Raw genomic sequence first — 18,664 nt, forward strand, 5'->3', positions numbered from 1 at the left:
GCCCGTATGCCATCGCTACCGAAGAAGCTGATCGACACCGCGACCGACCTCGTCGGCAAGGCGGCCGGTCTCGCGGGCCGGGTCCTGAGCAGCGACGACGACACGTCGTCGGCTGAACCCAAGCCTGCGGCCTCGCCGGCGCCCGATGCCGTCGGGGCGCCGAAGATGGGAGCGCCCGCCGCGCCGAAGTCGGGCACGGCACGGACGTCGAAGGCCAAGGCGAAGGCGAAGCCCAGGCCGTCGGGCCGGGGTGCGGTGGCGAAGGCGGGGCCGAACGTGGAGCCGCTCGGGACGGCGAACGCCGCGGCCGCCACAGCGACCGAGGGCGTCGTCGCGACCGGTCAGGCCAAGCCCAAGCCGCGCGCGAAGACCAAACCGGCGGCGGCGAAGCCGGTCATCAAGAAGCCGGCGGCGGTGGTGAAGAAGACGCCCGCGGTCGCCAAGAAGGTGGCGGCGACCAAGCCGGAGGCGCCCGCGAAGAAGCCGGCGGTGGCCAAGAAGGTCGCGGCCACCAAGCCCGCGGCGCCCGCGAAGAAGCCCGCGGCGGCTGCGCCCGCGCCGCCCGCGACGGCGAAGCCCGCGGCGCCCTCCAAGAAGCCGGCGGCCAAGCTCGCGCCGCCCGCCAAGCCGACGGCGAAGGACGTCGCCCGAGCGGGCGCGTACCCGGGCACCGAGAAGGGCGGCTCGGCGGCGGCCAAGCCCAAGGCGGCCGCTGCGAAGAAGAAGGCCGCGGCGTCCACCGCCACGACGCCGACGCTCCCGCCCGAGCTCGAGGCCAAGAAGCCGGCCGCGGCGAAGAAGAAGCCCGCGGCGGGCGCCGCGAAGAAGCCCGCGGTCAAGTCCGCCGTGGCCAAGCCGGCCTCCAAGCCGCCGAGCGGGCAGACCGCGCCCGCGACCGCCAAGCCGGAGGCGAAGGAGCCGCCGCAGACCGCGAACGGCGCCGCCGGGACGCCGCCGGACGGCGCGGTGCCGACGGGCCAGGACAAGTAAGCAGCCTGTCCGCGCGCGAGGGCGGCCTCGCGCGCCTCGGCGTGCCCCAATAGGGTCTACGGATGCGCCCGATTCCCGCGACCCGCCTCGGCGATGCTCATGGCCTCCTGCGCGCGATCGAGCAACGTGGGCGGCTGCGTACCGACGAGTTCGTCACCGAGTTCAACCTCGACGAGCTGTTCCCGCCCGGGCTCGAGAACGCGCTCGGGCGCCTGCGGCACTTCATCTCCTTCGGCCGGTTGGCGGGGCTCGTCAAGGAGGACCGCGGGGTCGTCGAGCTGACCGACATCGGCAAGCGCTACGTCCGCTCCGGCGATCCCGACGCGCCGTTCGACGTCAGCTCGCAGCAGGCCGAGTGGCTGCGCCGCCAGCTGCGCGAGCGCCATATGACCGACTCGATCTTCCACGGGTTGGCGATCGGCCTGAGCCTGCTGGCGAGCGTCCCGCCCGGCACGCGCATCTCGACCATGGACTTCGGCCGCTCGATGGCCTACCTCGGCCGCGCCGGCTGGGACAACGAGAACACGCTGCTGATCCAGGGCGAGCGCCACCTCACGTTGCTGCTCGACCTCGAGCTGATCGACGGCGGGCACCGCCTGACCGCGACGGGCGAGCAGCTCCGCGGCGAGCTCACCCTGCCGGTCCACATGTCCCTGGCCGACATCGCCGCGCAGCTGAATCCGGGCGGCGCCGAGGCCGTCCGCGCCGCGGCCGCGCACGAGTTCGCCGCTCCCGCCCCCGAGGTCGTCGAGCCCGAACCCGAGCCCGAGCCCGAGCCCGAGCCGGCGCCGGCCGAGCCGGCCCGCGACGAGAGCGGCGGCTACCACACCGTGATCTCCTCGGCCGCGGGCGGCGCCGACAACCCCGCCCGCCCGCCGATCGTCCCCCGCGCGAGCGAGGAGGTCCCGGTCTCCGAGCGCCCCCCGACCCCCAGCGGGGACCCGCTGCTCCCGTTCGCCGGCGCCCCGAGCGCGATGCCCGGCGTGACCCCGGGCGACCCGCTGAGCACCCCGTCGGTGCCCGGCGGACCCGCCGCCGCCCCGCCCTCGCCCGAGGAGCGCGCGTCGTGGCCGCCGCCGGCCGCAGACGCGGCGCCCTACTCGCCGGCGCCGCCCTCGTCCGCGCCCGGAGAGGTCCCCGCGGTGACGCCGTCATCGGCCCCGCCCACGTCGGCTCCGGCCGGAGACGCCGCGCCGCAGTCCTCGGTGCCGCCCGCCGGATATCGGGAGGAGACCTCCACGGCGCCGCCTTCGTCCGCGCCGGCTCCGGGCGAGGTCCCCGCCGTGACACCGTCGTCGACGCCGCCCGCCGCGGGAGACGCCGCCACGCCGCAGTCGTTCGCGCCGCCAGCCGCGGGCGAGGCCGTTGCGCCGCAGTCGTCGGCGCCGCCTGCCGCGGAGGACGCCGTCGCGCCGCACTCGCCGGCGCCGCCACGCGCGGACGAAGTGGCCGTGTCGCCGGAGTCGTCGGGTCCGCCTGCCGCGGAGGACGCCGTCGCGCCGCACTCGCCGGCGCCGCCAAGCGCGGACGGGGTGTCTGCGTCGTCGGACTCGTCGGAGACGCCTGCGGCGGGGGACGCCGTCGCGCCGCACTCGTCGGCTCCCCCGGTCGGAGACGCGGATGCCGTGTCGCCGGAGTCGTCGGGTCCGCCTGCTGCGGAGGACGCCGCCGCGCCGCAGTCGTTCACGCCGCCGGTCGGGGCCGGGGATGCCGCGTCGCCGGAGTCGTCGGCGCCGCCAGTCGGAGATGGGATGGCCGCGTCGCCGCAGTCGTCGGCGCCGCCGGCCGGAGCCGGAGACGCCGCGGCGTCGCAGTCGGCGCCGCCCGCCGGGTATTCGTCCGACGCGCCCGCGTCGTCCGCGCCGGCCCCCGGCGAGGTCCCGGCCGTGACGCCGTCGTCCGCGCCCCCTGCCGGGTCCGCCGCGCCGACGCGTTCGTCTGCGGCGCCTACGGAGTCCCCGGCGGGCGCGCCCGGCGAGGTTCCCGCGGTGTCGTCCACCACGTCGGCCGAGGATGGGGGCGCCGCGTTGTCGTCGTCGTCCGCCGCGGCCGGCGACGCCTCCGTCGCGCCGCCGCAGTCGTCGGCGCCGCCCGCCGCCGCGCCGCCGTCATCTCCGCCGGCCACAGGGAATGGCGCCGCCGCGCCTTTGCCGGACCCGGCCGGAGATGCCGCCGCTGCGTGGGTGTCCTCGGCTGCGTCAGCGATCGACGTCTCGCCGCCTCCCGCCGGGCCGGCGTTCGTGGACGTCGCCACGGTCCGCGCCGCGGGGATCTCCGCCGGGTTGCGGCTGCCCGCGGGCGTGTACGCGAACATCGCCGCGGCGCTCGCCACGGGCAAGCACCTGCTGCTCACCGGGGCGCCCGGCTCCGGCAAGACGACGCTGGCGATGGCGGTCACGCGCGCCGCGGCACAGGAGGGCAAGGCGCGCGGAGCCACCGTCGTCACCGGCGATCCGCGCGACGTGATCCCGGAGGCGGCGACTCAGGGCCGGTGGGTGATCGTCGACGAGCTCGACCCGGACGCGTTCACGAGCGCGCTCGCGCCGCTGAGCTCGTTCCTCGGCGGGGTGCCGGTCACGTTCGCGTCCGGGGAGGCGACGGCGGCCGAGGACTGGCGGCTGATCGCCACGTGGAACGACCCGCAGCCGCCGCGCGCGGCGATCCTGCGGCGGTTCGCGGTCGTCGACGTGCACGCCCCCGGCGGCGAGGAGCTACACGCCGCGATCCGGCACGCCGCCGGCCACGACGCGACCGCCACGGCTGCGGCGGAGAAGCTCGTCCACTACGCGGGCCGGGTCGGCACCGGCGTGCTGCTGGAGGCCGCGCAACACGCCGCGGCACGCCAGTCCGCGACGCCGACCGACCCCGACACGCTGGCCGCGGAGCTGATCGCCGCCTACATCGCGCCGCTGATCGAGCCGTGAACCTGCGACGGACCCCGGAGGAGCGGGCGGCGCTCGAGCGGGCCAAGCGGACGCTCGACACGCTCGACTTCTATCCCGAGCCGGTGGACATCGCCCGCGTGCGCATCCTGCACGTCCCGCGGCTGTTCAAGCTCCCCTGGTTCCGTCGCTTCCACGGCTACAACATGGGCCCGCTGATCCTGATCAAGCGCCCGCTCTACCAGTGCGCACCGAGCCTGATCGCGCACGAGCTCTGCCACGTGTGGCAGGACCAGGATCACCGGCTGCGAATGTGGTGGAGCTACATCGCGCAGGGCTACAGCAACAACCCGCACGAGATCGAGGCGCGCAAGGCCGGAGCCGCAGCAGCCTGATGGACGAACCCACGCTCACCGCGATCGCCACCGCGCGCGCCTTCCAGCAGGCCTCGCAGGCCCAGCGCGTCGTCGTCATCCTCGACCGCCCGGACCAGGAGCCCGCGATGATCGAGGTCGACGAGTTCCTCGACGCCGAGGTCACCGAGGGCGAGCACGTCGCGACCGTCCCGCACAACGCCGCGCTGAACGCGCCCGCGAAGCCGCTCCCCGACATCCGCCCGACCCCGCACACCGCGATCGACATCGACCTCGACACCGGCGAGCTCTCGGCGCCGCTCGGCACGGTCGAGCACCTGCGGGACTCGGTGCTCGCGCTCGCCGCCGCGTTCGGCGGCCTGACCGTCGCCAGTGCCGAGTTCGCCACCAACGACCCCGAGACGCCGATCACGTTCGCCGCACGCGTCGGCGAACCCGTCGTGCTCGGTGCCGGGGACGCCCAGTTCGAGCTGTGATCCGCCCCGAGACGCCCGACGACTACGCCCGCATCCGCGCCATCCACGCAGGCGCGTTTCCGCAGCCGCTGGAGGCGCAGCTCGTGGAGGACCTGCGCGCCGCGGGCGACCATGTGCCGGAGCTGTGCCTCGTGCACCCGCACGGCCACGTGATGACGAGCAAGGCGCGCGTCGACGACCACCCCGCGCTCGCGCTCGGCCCGATCGCCGTCGACACGACCTATCAGCGCCAGGGCATCGGGAGCGAGCTCATACGCGCCGTGATCGAACGCGCGCAGCACACCGACTACACGCTGATCGGCCTCCTCGGCCACCCGACCTACTACCCGCGCTTCGGCTTCCGGCCCGGCGCCGAGCTCGGCATCGAATCCACCTACGACGCGCCTTCCGAGGCGTGGATGGTCCTTCCGCTGCCCGCCTACACCGACGACGTCCGCGGCACGTTCCACTACGCGCCCGCATTCCCCTAGACCTTCGGGGAGTCCTGGAACCCGCGGGTCTGCCGATGTGAAGAACGGGTAACCCGACAACCAAGACGATGCTTCACCAACGCCATTACACCGCCGACCAGGCCAACGCTCTCCTCCCTGAGGTGCGCTCGACGGTTCGTCGCCTGCAGGCGGCGAAGCGGGTGCTCCAGGACGAGGGCTTCGACACGGGCTTCGCGACGCTCGCCGACGTGGTCGGCGGCGCGTTTCCGGGGCGCGAACGCGCGCAGGCCGCCGTGGCCGCGACGCTGGGCTTCGAGCACCTGGAGGAGCTGGACCTGCTGGTCCGCGATCTCGAGGCCGGCTTGATCGACTTCCCGTCCCTGCGCGACGGCCGCGAGGTCTACCTGTGCTGGCAGGTGGACGAGCAGGAAGTCGCTCACTGGCACACCGCCGAAGCCGGCTATCCGAGCCGCTTCCCGCTGGACCCCTGGTCGTAGTTCCCCCTTCTTACACGGTTCTCAGGTAACGCCCCGAGGATTGCGCATGTGCGCATCCTCGTAGTGGACGACGAGCCCTCAGTACGCGACGCACTCGACCGTGCGCTGCGCATGGACGGCTACAAGGTCGAGCTCGCCGCGGACGGCCGCCAGGCGCTCGACGCGCTCGCCGACCAGCCGCCGGACGCGATCGTCCTCGACGTCCTCATGCCCGAACCGGACGGGCTCGAGGTCTGCCGCCGCCTGCGTGCCGCCGGGGACCACACGCCGGTGCTCATGCTCACCGCGCGCGACGCCGTCCCGGACCGGGTCGCGGGACTGGACGCCGGCGCCGACGACTACCTCATCAAGCCGTTCGCGCTGGAGGAGCTCGGCGCGCGGCTGCGAGCGCTGCTGAGAAGAAGCGGCGGCCCGAACACCGAGCGGCTGCGCTACGCGGACCTCACGCTCGACCCCGCCGGCCATACCGTCACCCGCGGGGACACGCCGATCGAGCTCACCCGCACCGAGTTCCTGCTGCTCGAGCTGCTGCTGCGCCACCCGCGGCAGGTGCTGACCCGCACGCAGATCTTCGAGCACGTGTGGGGCTACGACTTCGGCCCGAGCTCGAACTCGCTCGAGGTCTACGTCGGCTACCTGCGCCGCAAGCTCGGCGAGCCGCGGCTGATCCAGACCGTGCGGGGCGTCGGCTACGTCCTGCGTGAGCGGTGAGCTTCCGGCGCCGGCTGACGCTGTCCTGCGGCGTGGCGGTCGCGTTCGTCGCGGTGCTCGGCTGCGTGCTCGCCTACTGGGCGGTGCGCACCACGTTGCGCGCCGAGATCGACGCCGCCCTCGAACGCGAGGTCGCGCAGCGCGTGCCGGGGGAGATGGGCGCGACGCTGATCCGCCGCGCCGATCTGCTGACCGAGGCGCCGCCCGCGTTCGTGACCGAGATCCGGCGCACCCAGCCGATCGTGGGCCCGGATGAGGAGCTCATGCGCGCGGTGGCCGAAGGTCGCGAGGGCCCGTTCTTCGCCGACCGCGAGATCGACGGCGTCCACGTCCGCGTCCACGTCGCGCAGGCCGGCGACGGCATGACGCTGTTCGTCGCGCGGCCGCTGACCGAGGTCGACTCGGCGCTCGCGCGCCTGCGGATCGCGCTCGGGGTGCTGGCCGCGGCGGGGATCGCACTCGCGGTCGTCCTGAGCCGGCTCGCCATGCGCGCCGCCGCGCGCCCCGTGTCCGAGCTCACGACCACGGCCGAGCACGTCGCCTCCACGCGCGACCTCACGCGCCGGATCGACGCCCACGGCGACGACGAGATCGCCCGCCTGGCGACCGCGTTCAACACGATGCTGGAAGCGCTGGAGCGCTCGCAACGCGCGCAGAAGCAGCTGGTCGCCGACGCCTCGCACGAGCTGCGCACTCCGCTCACCTCACTGCGCACGAACCTCGAGGTGCTCGCGCGCGGCGGGCCGCCGGACGCGACCGATCGCGAGCGTCTGCGCGCGGACCTGGTGGCCCAGCTGGAGGAGCTCACGGGCCTGGTCGGCGACCTCACCGAGCTCGCGCGCGACGAGGAGCTCGAGATCGAGGACGTGCGCCTCGACATGCTGGTCGAAGGCGCGGTGGAGCGGGCCCGCCGGCACGCGCCGCACATCACCTACACCACCGAGCTCGAGCCGACGCTCATCAACGGCGTCCCGTCCCGGCTGGACCGCGCCGTGGGCAACCTGCTCGACAACGCCGCCAAGTACTCGCCGGCCGGGAGCGTCGTGGACGTGCGCCTGCGCGACGGCGAGCTGACCGTGCGCGACCGCGGCCCCGGCATCCCGGCGGCCGACCTCCCGCACGTGTTCGACCGCTTCTACCGCGCGGACGCGGCGCGCGGGCGGCCCGGCTCCGGCCTCGGGCTCGCGATCGTGCGCCAGGTGGCCGAGACGCACGGCGGGACGGTCGCCGCCGAGGCCGCCGACGGCGGCGGTGCGCTGCTGCGGCTGCGGCTCTCAGCAACTTCCTAGGTTCGGAAAACGGGCGTCTCAGTCCCGCTCGGGACCGTGGCGGGCATGACCAGACGAATCCTGCTCGCCGCCGCTGTCGCCGTCGTCGCCGGGTGCGGCGCGGAGAAGGAGACTCCGAGCGAGCCCGCGGCCGACCAGAACCGCCAGGCGATGCTCGACTACGCGCGCTGCATGCGCGAGAACGGCGTCGACATGCCCGACCCGAAGTTCGAGGGCGGGCGCGTGACGATGGCGGTCGGCGCGCCCGGCCAGCGAATCGACCCGGACAAGCTGCGCACCGCCGAGCAGGCGTGTGCGAAGTACCAGGAGGCGATCAAGCCGCCCGAGATGTCCGACGAGGACAAGGCCGAGTTCAAGGCCAGGGCGCTCGAGCACTCGCGTTGCATGCGCGAGAACGGCATCGAGGACTTCCCGGACCCGACGTTCGACGAAAACGGTGGCGCGCGGATGAAGATGACCCGCGAGCTCGATCCGGAGAGCCCGGCGTTCCAGAAGGCGCAGCAGGCGTGCGAGAAGACGCTGCCCGGGCCCGGAGGCGAGGGGTGAGACGCTCGGTGGTGCTGGTCGCGCTCGTCGCCGCCGGGTGCGGGAGCGAGGCGCCGGCGACCGAGACGCCCGCCGCTCCGCGCGAGACCGCGACCGTCGAGCGCACGGACCTCGTCGACCGCGAGAACCTGCCCGGCACGCTCGGGTTCGCGGACCCGGGCACGCTCGCGAGCGGCGTCTCCGGGACGCTGACCGGGCTGCGCGCGCCGGGAACGGTCGTCACCCGCGGGCACTCGCTGTACGCGGTCGACGGCGCGCCCGCCGCGTTCCTGCTCTACGGCGAGCTGCCCACCTGGCGCGACTTCTCGCCCTCGATGACCGACGGCGAGGACGTGCGCCAGCTCGAGCGCAACCTGCGCGCGCTGGGCTACGACCCCGGCACCGTCGACGACGACTGGGATTGGGAGACGACGGAGGCCGTCGAGGACTTCCAGCGCGACCGGGAGCTCGAGGACGACGGCACGCTCAGCCGCGGCGAGATCGTCTTCCGCGCCGGCGCGACGCGCATCGGCGAGGCGAAGGGCACCGTGGGCGAGGCGACCGCTCCGGGCCGGCCGGTCGCGGCGATCTCGTCGGTGGAGCGCGAGGTCGTCGTCGCGCTCGACGCGCGCCGCCAGCACCTGGCCAAGCGCGGCGCGACCGTGAGCGTCGAGCTGCCGACGGGTGACGTGGCCGACGGGCGCATCACCGACGTCGGGACGGTCGCCAGCCAGGCGGACGAGGAGAGCGACCCGACCGTCGAGGTCACCATCACGCTGCGCGGGCGCCGCAACGAGCTCGACCAGGCGCCCGTCGAGGTCGGCTTCGCCGTCGAGGCCGCACGCGACGCCCTGGCCGTCCCGGTCAAGGCGCTGCTCGCGCGCCAGGGCGGCGGGTACGCGCTCGAACTGCCGGACGGGCGCAAGCTGCCCGTGGAGACGGGGCTGTACGCGGACGACCTGGTCGAGGTGTCCGGCGCCGGCGTGCGCGAGGGCCTGAAGGTGGTGACCGCGCGATGACGTCCCCCACACCCGTCGCACCCGGCCATGTCGCCGCGTCCCGCGAGGAGGCCGTCCTGCGGCTCGTCGATGTGCGCAAGGTCTACGCCGGCGGCGTCGAGGCGCTGCGCGGCGTGTCCCTGAGCGTGCGGCCGGGGGAGGCGGTGGCGATCGTCGGGCCGTCCGGATCGGGCAAGTCGACGCTGCTGCACGTGATGGGGACGCTGGAGCGGCCGACGTCCGGCGAGGTCCACGTGGCCGGCGCCGACACGGCCGCGCTCGGGGAGCGTGCGCTGGCGGCGCTGCGGGCGCGCTCGATCGGGTTCGTCTTCCAGCAGTTCTTCCTCCTCGACGGCATGACCGCGCTCGACAACGTCGCGACCGGGCTGCTGTACGCCGACGTCGCGCCGGGCGAGCGGCGGGCGCGGGCCCGCGAGGCGCTGACCGCGGTGGGCCTCGAGCACCGCCTGGACCACTCGCCGTCCAAGCTCTCGGGCGGCGAGCGCCAGCGGGTCGCGATCGCCCGCGCGCTCGTCGGCCGGCCCGCGATCCTGTTCGCCGACGAGCCCACCGGCAACCTCGACAGCCGCACCGGCGCGGGCATCCTCGCGCTGCTGCAGGAGCTGCACGCGGCGGGCTCGACGATCGTCACGATCACGCACGACCACGCGATCGCGGACGCCTTCCCGCGCCGGGTGCAGATCATGGACGGGGTCGTGGCATGACCGCCGCGGACGTCCTCCGGACCGGCGCGCTGGGCCTGCGCACGCGGCGCGCCCGCGCGGCGCTGTCGGCGCTCGGGATCGCGATCGGCGTGGCGTCGATGGTCGCCGTGCTCGGCATCAGCGAGTCCTCGAAGGCCGACCTGCTCGCGCAGCTCGACGAGCTCGGCACGAACCTGCTGCAGGTCGCGCCCGGCCAGTCCTTCCTCGGCGAGGACTCGACGCTGCCCGAGTCCGCGTCGGCGATGCTCCGGCGCGTGAACGGCGTCGAGTCGGTCGCGGCCACCGCCGCCGTCGGCGAGGCGACCGTGCGCCGCAGCCCCGCCATCGACGAGGCCGAGACGGGCGGCATCGGCGTCGTCGCCGCCGACCCGGCGCTGCGGGACGCCGTCGGCGCCAGCGTGCGCCGCGGGCGCTTCCTGGACGCCGCCACCGGCCGTTACCCGGCGGTCGTGCTCGGCGCCCAGACGGCCGCGACGCTCGGCATCGACGACGCCGACTCGCGCGTCTGGCTCGGCGGGCGCTGGTTCACCGTCATCGGCATCCTCGACCCGGTCGCGCTGGCCCCGAGCCTCGACACCGCGGCGCTGATCGGCTTCGCGGCCGCGAAGACGTACTTCGACCTGGACCCGAACCCGAGCACGGTCTTCGTCCGCGCCGACCAGGAGCGCGTCGAAGGCGTCCGCGACCTGCTGGGCGCGACCGCCAACCCGGAGCGGCCGGAGGAGGTCGACGTCTCGCGCCCGTCCGACGCGCTGGAGGCGCGAGCGGCGGCCAAGACCGCGTTCACGTCGCTGTTCCTCGGCCTCGGCGCCGTCGCCCTGCTGGTCGGCGGCGTGGGGATCGCGAACGTGATGGTGATCTCGGTGCTGGAACGCCGGCCGGAGATCGGGCTGCGGCGCGCGCTCGGGGCCACGCGCCGCCACGTCGGCACGCAGTTCCTGACCGAGTCGCTGCTGCTCGCGGGCGCGGGCGGCGTGATCGGGACCGCGCTGGGCGCGGCCGTCACCGCGGGCTACGCGCTCAACGAGGGCTGGATCGTGGCCGTGCCGCTCGTCGCCCTCGGCGGCGGCGTGCTCGTCGCGGTCGTCGCGGGCGGCGTCGCCGGCCTCTACCCGGCCCTGCGCGCCGCCCGCCTCTCGCCCACGGAGGCGCTCCGTTCCTAAAGAGGGACAGTCCCTCTTTAGGTTCAGGGCACGTTTTTGGCTTGTCACCGTCGCTCACCCCGGCGGGTGTTCCTAAAGAGGGACAGTCCCCTTTAGGTTTGGGGGGTGCTCCCGCCCGGGCCGAAGGCTCCCAGCGCGTTCCAGACGATCGAGTGGATCGTGCGGCCGACGCACTTCCTGCGCCAGGCGCAGGCCAAGTACGGCGAGCCGTTCACGATCCGCACGGCGTGGTCGGACGCGCCGATGGTGCTCACGAGCGACCCCGAGGAGATCAAGCGTGCCTACGCGGCGCCGCCCGACGTGCTGCAGGGCGGCGACGCGGCGGACTTCCTCGAGCCGTTCGTGGGCCGCAACAGCCTGCTCGTCCTCCATGGCGACGAGCACCTCAAGCAGCGGCGCCTCGTGCTGCCGCCCTTCCATGGTGAGGCGCTGCGGCGCTGGTCCGACACGATCAGCACGCTCGCCCACGCGCACCTGGACACGTGGCCGACCGGGACGCCCTTCCGCGCGCTCCCGCGGATGCAGGAGCTCACGCTCGAGATCATCCAGCGCGTCATCTTCGGCTCCCAGGACGCCGAGCTCAAGCACGCGCTGCGCTCCGCGCTCGATCTCACGCAGAGCACGCCGAACCTGATCGCGATGTCGCTCGTCCAGCGCGACTTCGGCCCGTACGGGCGCTTCCTGAAGGCCGTCGAGCGCATCGACGAGCTCGTCTACGCGCGCATCGACCAGCCCAGCGAGACCGAGTCGATCCTCGACCTGCTCAAGCAGTCCGGCGCCACCCGCGAAGAGCTGCGCGACCAGCTCGTGACGCTGCTCGCCGCCGGTCACGAGACCACCGCGACCGCGCTCGCGTGGGCGCTGGAGCGGCTCGCGCGTCACCCCGCGGACCTCACCGCCGACCCGCAGCCGTTCATCGACGAGGTGCTCAGAACCCGTCCCGTGCTGTCGATCACCGCCCGCAAGACGCTGCAGCCGTACACGCTCGCGGGCCACACGCTGCCGGAAGGCGTCTACGTCGCGCCCTGCATCTACCTCGCGAACCGCCGCGGCAAGCCGATCCCGTTCGGCGGCGGCACGCGCCGCTGCGTCGGCGCGGCGTTCGCGACGCTCGAGCTGCGCGAGGTGTTACGAGCCGTGAGCGGCCGGTTCCGCCTGCGGCCGCCGCGGGCGCAAGGCGAGCGGATGCGCCGTCGCAGCATCACCCTCGCGCCCGCACGAGGCGCGGAGATCATCGCCGACCCGCTAGCGTGAGTCGGCGCGATGACCGGCTCGTTCTGTCGCCACAACCGGCCCACCAACAAGTGCTCGATCTGCTCGCGGGAGCTCGACGACCGCCTCCGTGAGCAGGCGCCCATCAAGTACGTCACCGTGCGCAAGCCCGGGGCGACGTCCACGCCGCGTTCCCAGCGCGCTTCCGGTGGGAGCTCACGCAGTGCGTCCGCGAAGTCCAGCAGCTCCAACCGCGTCGTCACGCGCAAGCTCGCGCGCGCGGCGGATGACGGCTACCGCAACCCGCTCGTCCCGGGCCTGCGGGCCACGGCCGACGCGGAACGGCTCGCCGGCGCGCTGACGCAGGCGGCCGCGCGGCTCGAGCCGCCGGGGCCGCACCCCGCGATCGCGACCACGCCGGACCTGGACGACGCGACCTGGCTCGCGTTCCTGATCGCGCTCGCGCCCGACCTCGAGGACGTGCTCGTCGAGGCGCAGCCGACCTGGGCCGAGAAGGACCTGTCCGCGCTGCCCGCGGCCAAGCAGAAGACGGCCAACGCCTACCTCGCGTGGGTCGAGCGCGCCGGTGGGCAGCCGCAGGCGTTCACGGGCGAGGAGGTATGGACGCCGCAGCGCCGCTTCGACCGCGTGTTCGAGCGCCTGGCGCTGCCGGGCTTCGGCCGCACCGCCCGCTTCGAGCTGCTCACGACGCTGGGCGCGGCCGGCCGCTACCCGCTCGAGGCGGGCTCGCTGCACTTCATCGAGGACGACGCCGCGACGCTGGCCGCCAAGCGCGCGCTGGTCTCCGGCGACCGGATGCTGCTGGAGCGCCGCGCGAAGGCGCTGGCGGAGGCCGCGGATCTGCCGATCGCGGCGCTCGACCGCGGCCTGGCCGTCTGGGGCACGCCGGGCGAGCACGTGGACCTCACCGCGGACCCGGCCCCGGGCGTCGCCGCCGCCCTCAGTCTCCGGTAAGCGTTGGCGCTGACGCCGCTCTCAGCTCTCGCGCCGAGCGCCTCGCGCGTGCTGGAGCGGCTCGCGCCGCCCCCGGAGGCGATCGACGAGCCGCCCAAGGCACGCCCGTGGAAGCTGCTCATCCTCGCCTGCTTCGCGCTGGCGGGCCTGAGCCTGCTGCTGCCGTCCGTCCCCACCTACGACCCGTGGGCGTGGATCATCTGGGGCCGGGAGATCGCCAACGGCGACCTCGTGACCACCACCGGCCCCAGCTGGAAGCCGCTGCCGGTGATCTTCACGACGCCGTTCAGCTTCGCGGGCGACGACGGCGCGCCGCTGCTGTGGCTCGTGGTCGCGCGCGCCGGTGGCATCCTCGCCTTCGCGATGGCGTTCCGGCTGGCCGCGCGGCTCGCCGGCCCGGTCGCGGGCGTGATCGCCGCGAGCGCGCTGTTCCTCGCCGACGAGTTCATCCGCAACTTCTTCCGCGGCAACTCCGAGGGCATCCTCGTCGCGCTCTGCCTGTGGGCGGTCGAGCGCCACCTCGACGGCCGCCGGCGGGACGCGTTCTGGCTCGGCATCGGCGCGGCGCTGCTGCGGCCCGAGGTATGGCCGTTCATCGCGCTCTACGGCCTGTACCTGCTGGTCGTCGAGCGCAAGCTCTCCACCGTCCTGATCGTCGGCGGCGGCGGGCTCGGCCTCCTGATCCTGTGGTTCCTGCCCGAGTACCTGGGCTCCGGCGACTTCCTGCGGGCCGCCAACCGCGCCCGCCAGCCCAACCCGGACTCGGCCGCGTTCGCGAAGTATCCGTTCCTGGAGGTCTTCAACCGCAGCGCGTCCGTGCTGTCGGTCCCGGTCTACGTCGGCGGGACGATCGCGTTCGTCGTCGCCGCGTTCCGAAGAGACGGGCTCTACCTCGCCATGGCCGCGATCGGCACCGTGCTGATGGTGGCCGTCGCCGCGATGACCCAGGCCGGGTTCGCCGGCAACCTGCGCTACGTCGCGCTGCCCGCCGCCCTCGTGTGCGTGCTCGCCGGTGCGGGGTGGGTGTGGTTGGTCCGTGCGGCCCACGAGCGTGCGGGACGGGTTGTCGCGATCGCGCTCGCCGTCGTGGTCGCCGCGGGCTCGGCGCCGTTCATCATCGAGGACGTGCGCGAGCTCGACGAGGCCGCGTGGCGCATCGACCAGGAGGCCCAGCTCTACGGCACCGTCCCGGAGGCGATCGAGGCCGGCGGCGGCCGCGAGAAGCTGATGTCGTGTGGCACCGTGTACACCGGCGCGTTCCAGACGCAGGCGGTGGCGTGGTACATGCATCTGCACGAGATGGAGTCGGAGATCTTCGCCTTCCCGCCGGGCACGACGATCGCGCCGTCCTACTCCGCGCTGTCGAAGGACCCGCGCTTCCCGACCATCGCCAAGACCCGGAAGTGGGTCATCGGCTCCTCCTGCGCCCGCTGAGCCATGGCCACCTACGCGTCCCGCCCGCCCGCCGTCGCCGCCCTCGCGCGGCGCGTCCGCGACTTCCGGCACGCCTGGATCGCGGTCCCGATCGGGCTTGCCGGGCTGATCGCGCTGTCACTGACGCTGCGCACGTCGCAGCTCGGAATCGGCTTCTGGATCGATGAGGGCCTGTCCGTCGGGATCGCCGACCGCGCGCTGACGGACATCCCGGCCGCGCTGCGCAAGGACGGCTCACCGCCGCTGTACTACATGCTCCTGCACTTCTGGCTCGGGATCGCGGGCGACTCCGAGGAGGGCGTGCGCTCGTTCAGCCTCGCGTGCGCGCTGCTCGCGATCCCCGTCGCGTGGTGGGCGGGCCGGACCGTGTGGGACACGCACAAGGCGGGCTGGATCGCGGCCGCGCTGATGGCCTTCAACCCGTTCCTGAGCCAGTACGCGCAGGAAGCTCGGATGTACGCGATGGTCGCGCTGCTGGCGATCCCGGTCACGGTCTGCTTCCTGCGCGCCTACGCGCTGGACACCGAGCGCCGAAGGCCGTGGGTGATCGGCTTCGCGGTCTCCGAGGCGGTCGCGCTCTACACGCACAACTGGCCGATCTTCTTCGGCGCGTCGGCGGGCGTCGCGTTCCTGGTCCTGCTCGCCCTCAGCGATCGCCGCCGCGAGCTCCTCCGGGACGGCGTGCTCGGCTTCGGCGGCGCCGCCCTGCTGTATCTGCCGTGGGTCCCCACGACGCTCTACCAGGCCCAGCACACCGGCGCCCCGTGGGCCGACGCGCCCGCGTTCAGCTCGCTGCTCGGCGTCCCCGGCGTGATCCTCGGCCGGCTCCCGGAGATCGTCTTCCTGATCTGCGCCGGCGCCGGCCTGATCGCGATCTTCCGCACCCGCCCGCTGAGTGCGCACGGCCGCGCCGCGCTCGCGCTGTTGATCATCGCCGTGCTCACGCCGACGCTTGCCTGGCTGCTCTCCCAGAGCTCACCCGCCTGGGCCAACCGCTACCTCGCGGTCGCGATCCCGCCGTACCTGCTGCTCGCCACCGGCGGCTTCACCTACGCGCGCCGGCTCGGCGTCTTCGGCCTCGTGCTGGTCGTGATCATGTGGGCGCAGGACACGGCGCCGGTGGAGAAGAGCAACGTGCGCGCCGTCGCGCACACGATCGGCCCGAGCCTGGCACCCGGCGACCTCGTCATCTCCACCCAGCCCGAGACGATCCCGCTGCTGAACTACTACCTGCCGGACGGGCTGCGCTACGCGACGCTGACCGGCGAAGAGACCGACTTCGGCGTCTGGGACTGGCGCGACGGCGTCGAGCGGCTGGAGCGCACGAGCGCCGAGGAGAACCTCGCGCCGCTGATCGCCTCGCTGGAGCCGGGCACGCGCGTCGTGCTGGTCGAGCCGATCGTGTGGACGCTCAACCGCTGGCGCGCGCCGTGGACGAAGCTGATCCGGATCCGCTCGAAGGAATGGGCGCAGGCGCTCTCCAACGACCCCACGGTCCCGATCACGTCGATCCAGCCGACGAACTTCACGCCGCCGCGGCCGAATCCGGTGCGGGCGACGGTGATGGTGAAGACGCGCTAGGCCGGCTCACGCAGCACGATTCCGGCGGCCACCGATCACCGCCTGGAGCCACGTGGCGACCGGTCATGGGCCTCCGGCCCACTTCCGGTCACCCCGCGGCCCCAGATCGGCGCCGGTGACCACCGGCGATCGCACGTGCGTGCCCTCGCCGGCCACGGGCAACGTGAACGCGAACTGCGCGCCGTGCTCGGAGTCTTCGAGGACGAGCGTGCCGTTCATGCGCTCGGTCAGCTCGCGGCCGATCGCCAGCCCGAGTCCGAACCCGCTCACCTCGCTGGTCGCCTTGCCGCGGTGGAAGCGCTCGAAGATGTGCTCGCGCTCCTCGGGCGGGACGCCCGGGCCGCGGTCGGCGACGCGCACGATGACCGTGTCGAAGCGGTGGTGGGTGGAGATCAGGATGGGTTCGCCGGCCGGCGCGTAGCGCAGCGCGTTGTCGATCAGGATGCGGACGACGCGCGCGCAGGCCGCCGGGTCGCCGATGCCCCAGCAGGGCCCCGGCGCCTCCACGTCGAGCGCGGTGGCGCGCTCGGACGCGTGCAGCTCGAACTCGGCCGCGACCGCGCGCGCGATCTCGCCCAGCTCGACCGGCTCCGAGCGCAGCTGCACGGCCGCGTCGAGGCGCGACAGGTCCAGCAGCTCGGACGCCAGCACCGACAGCCGCCGCAGCTCGACCCGCGCGCTCGCCACCTGCTCGCGCGCGTCCTCGAGGTCCACGCCGCCCTGCAGGTCCTCGTCGAGCAGCTCCATCGTGCCCGAGAGCATCGTCAGCGGCGTGCGCAGCTCGTGCGAGGCGGTGGAGACGAACGAGCGCCGCGCCGCCTCCTGACGGCGCAGCTCCTCCTGCATCCGGCCGATGGCGCGCGCCAGGTCGCCCACCTCGTCGCGGCCGCGGTCCACCGGCGCGGGCGCCTCCGGGCCCTCCTGCGTGATCCGCAGCGCGGACCGCTGCAGGCGGCCGAGACGGCGGGTGAGCGTGCTCGAGAGCGCGAGCCCCAGGCCGATCGCCACCGCGAGCCCGACGCCCGCGGCCGCCAGGAGCCGGTTGCGCACGAGCGAGGCCGTGCTGGTCGCCTCGGCCAGCGTCCGCTGCGCGACCACGACGCCGATGATCTCGGAGTTGTCGTAGACGGGCATCGCGAACGTGGCCACGTCGTCGCGCAGCCGCAGCTGCGAGACCCCGACGCGGCGCGCCTCCAGCGCGACCGTCATCGGTTCGCGCAGCGAGGTCCGGCCGCCGGTGTCGAACAGGAAGGCGGGTGACTTCGGCGGGTCGTCCGTGTTGGTGAACGAACCGTCGGTGACGAACACGCGCGCGCCGCCCGTCCGGTCACGCAGCTCATAGGCGATCGTGATCAGCTCGCTCTCGCGCCGGTCACGGGCCGCCGCGCCCACATCGACGCGCGGAGCCCTGGGGTCCCGCTTCGCCCGCTCCGCCGCGTCCCGGACATCCTTCGGCGCGCCCAGCTTGAGCTTGTCGCGGAACTCCGCGCGCAGGTCCTCGGTCGTGTCCTCCAGCTGCTGGGTGCCCTGCTCGCGCAGCTGCGACTGCAGCGGGGAGAGCGTGATCGCGGCCGCGACCACCAGCGTCACCGCACTCGTGGCCACGAAGGCGAGCAGCAGCCGCCCTCGGAGCCCGGCGAGTGCGCTGCGGATCATGCCTCTCGGAAGCGGTAACCCTGGCCCGGCACGGTCAGGATGAGGCTCGGCTCCTCCGGCCGGGCCTCGAGCTTCTCGCGCAGGTGGCGGATGTGGACGTCGATCGCGCGCGGATCGCGGTACGCGGAGTCGCCCCAGATCGCGCGCAGCAGCTCCTGGCGGTTGAACGCGTAGCCCGGGCGGCTCATCAGGCACCCGAGCAGCTCGAACTCGCTGAAGGTGAGCCGGACCGGGTTGTCGTCGACGGTCACGCGCCGCAGGTCGCGGTCGAGCGTGACCGGGCCGACGCGCACGTTGCCCTCGACGACGCGGCCCTGCGCGCGCCGCAGCACGGCGCGGATGCGCGAGCGCAGCTCGGCCAGGCCGAAGGGCTTGGTCACGTAGTCGTCGGCGCCGGCTTCCAGGCCTTGGACGGCGTCGGCCTCGCTGTCAAGCGCGGTCAACATGATGATTGGCACCACGTCGCGCCGGGAACGCAAGGTGCGAGCGACGTCGTAACCGGTCGGGCCCGCGCCGAGCGCGACGTCGAGCAGAACCACGTCATAGGCACGTTCGGACGCGGCGTCGAGGGCGGTCTCCCCGTCGCCGACGGCGGTCACGCGGTGGCCCTCGCGCTCGAACGAGCGCGTGAGCATCTCCCGCAGCGGGCGGTCGTCGTCGACCAGCAGGATGTCCAAAGCGCTGCTCGGCTGCACGGCCCGAGAGGTTAGAGCCTGGGCTTAAGGCCTGTTAGCGGCCTTTAGCA

At 74.0% G+C, this 18,664-nt stretch carries 18 protein-coding genes; 16 read left to right on the forward strand and 2 right to left on the reverse strand.

The window, feature by feature from the left end:
* Window positions 1–6 precede the first annotated feature (6 nt).
* The 16 genes from OJ962_RS16795 (at window position 7) to OJ962_RS16870 (ending at window position 16,263) form a co-directional block, all read left to right on the forward strand.
* Window positions 7–990: a hypothetical protein gene (locus OJ962_RS16795; protein ID WP_202956698.1), complete on the forward strand. Its 984-nt coding sequence runs from the start codon at window positions 7–9 to the stop codon at window positions 988–990.
* 62 nt (window positions 991–1,052) lie between these two features.
* A complete protein-coding gene (locus OJ962_RS16800; protein ID WP_202956699.1) occupies window positions 1,053–3,914 on the forward strand; it encodes an ATP-binding protein in 2,862 nt (953 codons plus the stop codon).
* Entirely contained in the window at window positions 3,911–4,267 is a 357-nt protein-coding gene (locus tag OJ962_RS16805) for a hypothetical protein (protein ID WP_202956700.1), read from the forward strand. The genes OJ962_RS16800 and OJ962_RS16805 overlap by 4 nt, the downstream gene beginning before the upstream one ends.
* A complete protein-coding gene (locus OJ962_RS16810; RefSeq protein ID WP_202956701.1) occupies window positions 4,267–4,722 on the forward strand; it encodes a hypothetical protein in 456 nt (151 codons plus the stop codon). The genes OJ962_RS16805 and OJ962_RS16810 overlap by 1 nt, the downstream gene beginning before the upstream one ends.
* Window positions 4,719–5,192 (forward strand): GNAT family N-acetyltransferase, encoded by a 474-nt coding sequence (locus OJ962_RS16815; RefSeq protein ID WP_202956702.1) that lies wholly within the window; start codon window positions 4,719–4,721, stop codon window positions 5,190–5,192. Before OJ962_RS16810 ends, OJ962_RS16815 begins: the two co-directional genes overlap by 4 nt.
* A 68-nt stretch (window positions 5,193–5,260) precedes the next feature.
* A complete protein-coding gene (locus OJ962_RS16820; protein WP_202956703.1) occupies window positions 5,261–5,650 on the forward strand; it encodes a DUF2203 domain-containing protein in 390 nt (129 codons plus the stop codon).
* Between the two features lie 48 nt (window positions 5,651–5,698).
* The gene (locus OJ962_RS16825; protein WP_202956704.1) at window positions 5,699–6,361 is read left to right on the forward strand and encodes a response regulator transcription factor; all 663 of its coding nucleotides are present in this window, start codon (window positions 5,699–5,701) and stop codon (window positions 6,359–6,361) included.
* Entirely contained in the window at window positions 6,358–7,650 is a 1,293-nt protein-coding gene (locus tag OJ962_RS16830) for a sensor histidine kinase (protein WP_202956705.1), read from the forward strand. Before OJ962_RS16825 ends, OJ962_RS16830 begins: the two co-directional genes overlap by 4 nt.
* Before the next feature lie 45 nt (window positions 7,651–7,695).
* Window positions 7,696–8,196 (forward strand): hypothetical protein, encoded by a 501-nt coding sequence (locus OJ962_RS16835; RefSeq protein WP_202956706.1) that lies wholly within the window; start codon window positions 7,696–7,698, stop codon window positions 8,194–8,196.
* Window positions 8,193–9,194 (forward strand): peptidoglycan-binding protein, encoded by a 1,002-nt coding sequence (locus OJ962_RS16840; protein ID WP_202956707.1) that lies wholly within the window; start codon window positions 8,193–8,195, stop codon window positions 9,192–9,194. Before OJ962_RS16835 ends, OJ962_RS16840 begins: the two co-directional genes overlap by 4 nt.
* On the forward strand, window positions 9,191–9,898 hold the full coding sequence (locus tag OJ962_RS16845) for an ABC transporter ATP-binding protein (protein WP_202956708.1): 708 nt from the start codon (window positions 9,191–9,193) through the stop codon (window positions 9,896–9,898). Before OJ962_RS16840 ends, OJ962_RS16845 begins: the two co-directional genes overlap by 4 nt.
* The gene (locus tag OJ962_RS16850) at window positions 9,895–11,061 is read left to right on the forward strand and encodes an ABC transporter permease (RefSeq protein ID WP_202956709.1); all 1,167 of its coding nucleotides are present in this window, start codon (window positions 9,895–9,897) and stop codon (window positions 11,059–11,061) included. Before OJ962_RS16845 ends, OJ962_RS16850 begins: the two co-directional genes overlap by 4 nt.
* A gap of 105 nt (window positions 11,062–11,166) precedes the next feature.
* Entirely contained in the window at window positions 11,167–12,315 is a 1,149-nt protein-coding gene (locus OJ962_RS16855; protein ID WP_202956710.1) for a cytochrome P450, read from the forward strand.
* A gap of 9 nt (window positions 12,316–12,324) precedes the next feature.
* Window positions 12,325–13,248: an alpha-glutamyl/putrescinyl thymine pyrophosphorylase clade 3 protein gene (locus OJ962_RS16860; protein WP_202956711.1), complete on the forward strand. Its 924-nt coding sequence runs from the start codon at window positions 12,325–12,327 to the stop codon at window positions 13,246–13,248.
* A 3-nt stretch (window positions 13,249–13,251) separates the two neighbouring features.
* Entirely contained in the window at window positions 13,252–14,682 is a 1,431-nt protein-coding gene (locus tag OJ962_RS16865) for a hypothetical protein (protein WP_202956712.1), read from the forward strand.
* Window positions 14,683–14,685: 3 nt separating this feature from the next.
* On the forward strand, window positions 14,686–16,263 hold the full coding sequence (locus OJ962_RS16870; protein ID WP_202956713.1) for a glycosyltransferase family 39 protein: 1,578 nt from the start codon (window positions 14,686–14,688) through the stop codon (window positions 16,261–16,263).
* Window positions 16,264–16,326: 63 nt separating this feature from the next.
* On the opposite strand, the gene OJ962_RS16875 is transcribed toward OJ962_RS16870, so the two are convergent.
* Window positions 16,327–17,919, reverse strand: a complete 1,593-nt coding sequence (locus OJ962_RS16875) for a sensor histidine kinase (RefSeq protein ID WP_202956714.1) — start codon at window positions 17,917–17,919, stop codon at window positions 16,327–16,329.
* Entirely contained in the window at window positions 17,916–18,614 is a 699-nt protein-coding gene (locus OJ962_RS16880; protein ID WP_270006488.1) for a response regulator transcription factor, read from the reverse strand. The genes OJ962_RS16875 and OJ962_RS16880 overlap by 4 nt, the downstream gene beginning before the upstream one ends.
* Between the last annotated feature and the right edge of the window lie 50 nt (window positions 18,615–18,664).

The sequence above is a fragment of the Solirubrobacter deserti genome (genome assembly GCF_027587175.1).
Lineage (GTDB): Bacteria > Actinomycetota > Thermoleophilia > Solirubrobacterales > Solirubrobacteraceae > Solirubrobacter > Solirubrobacter deserti.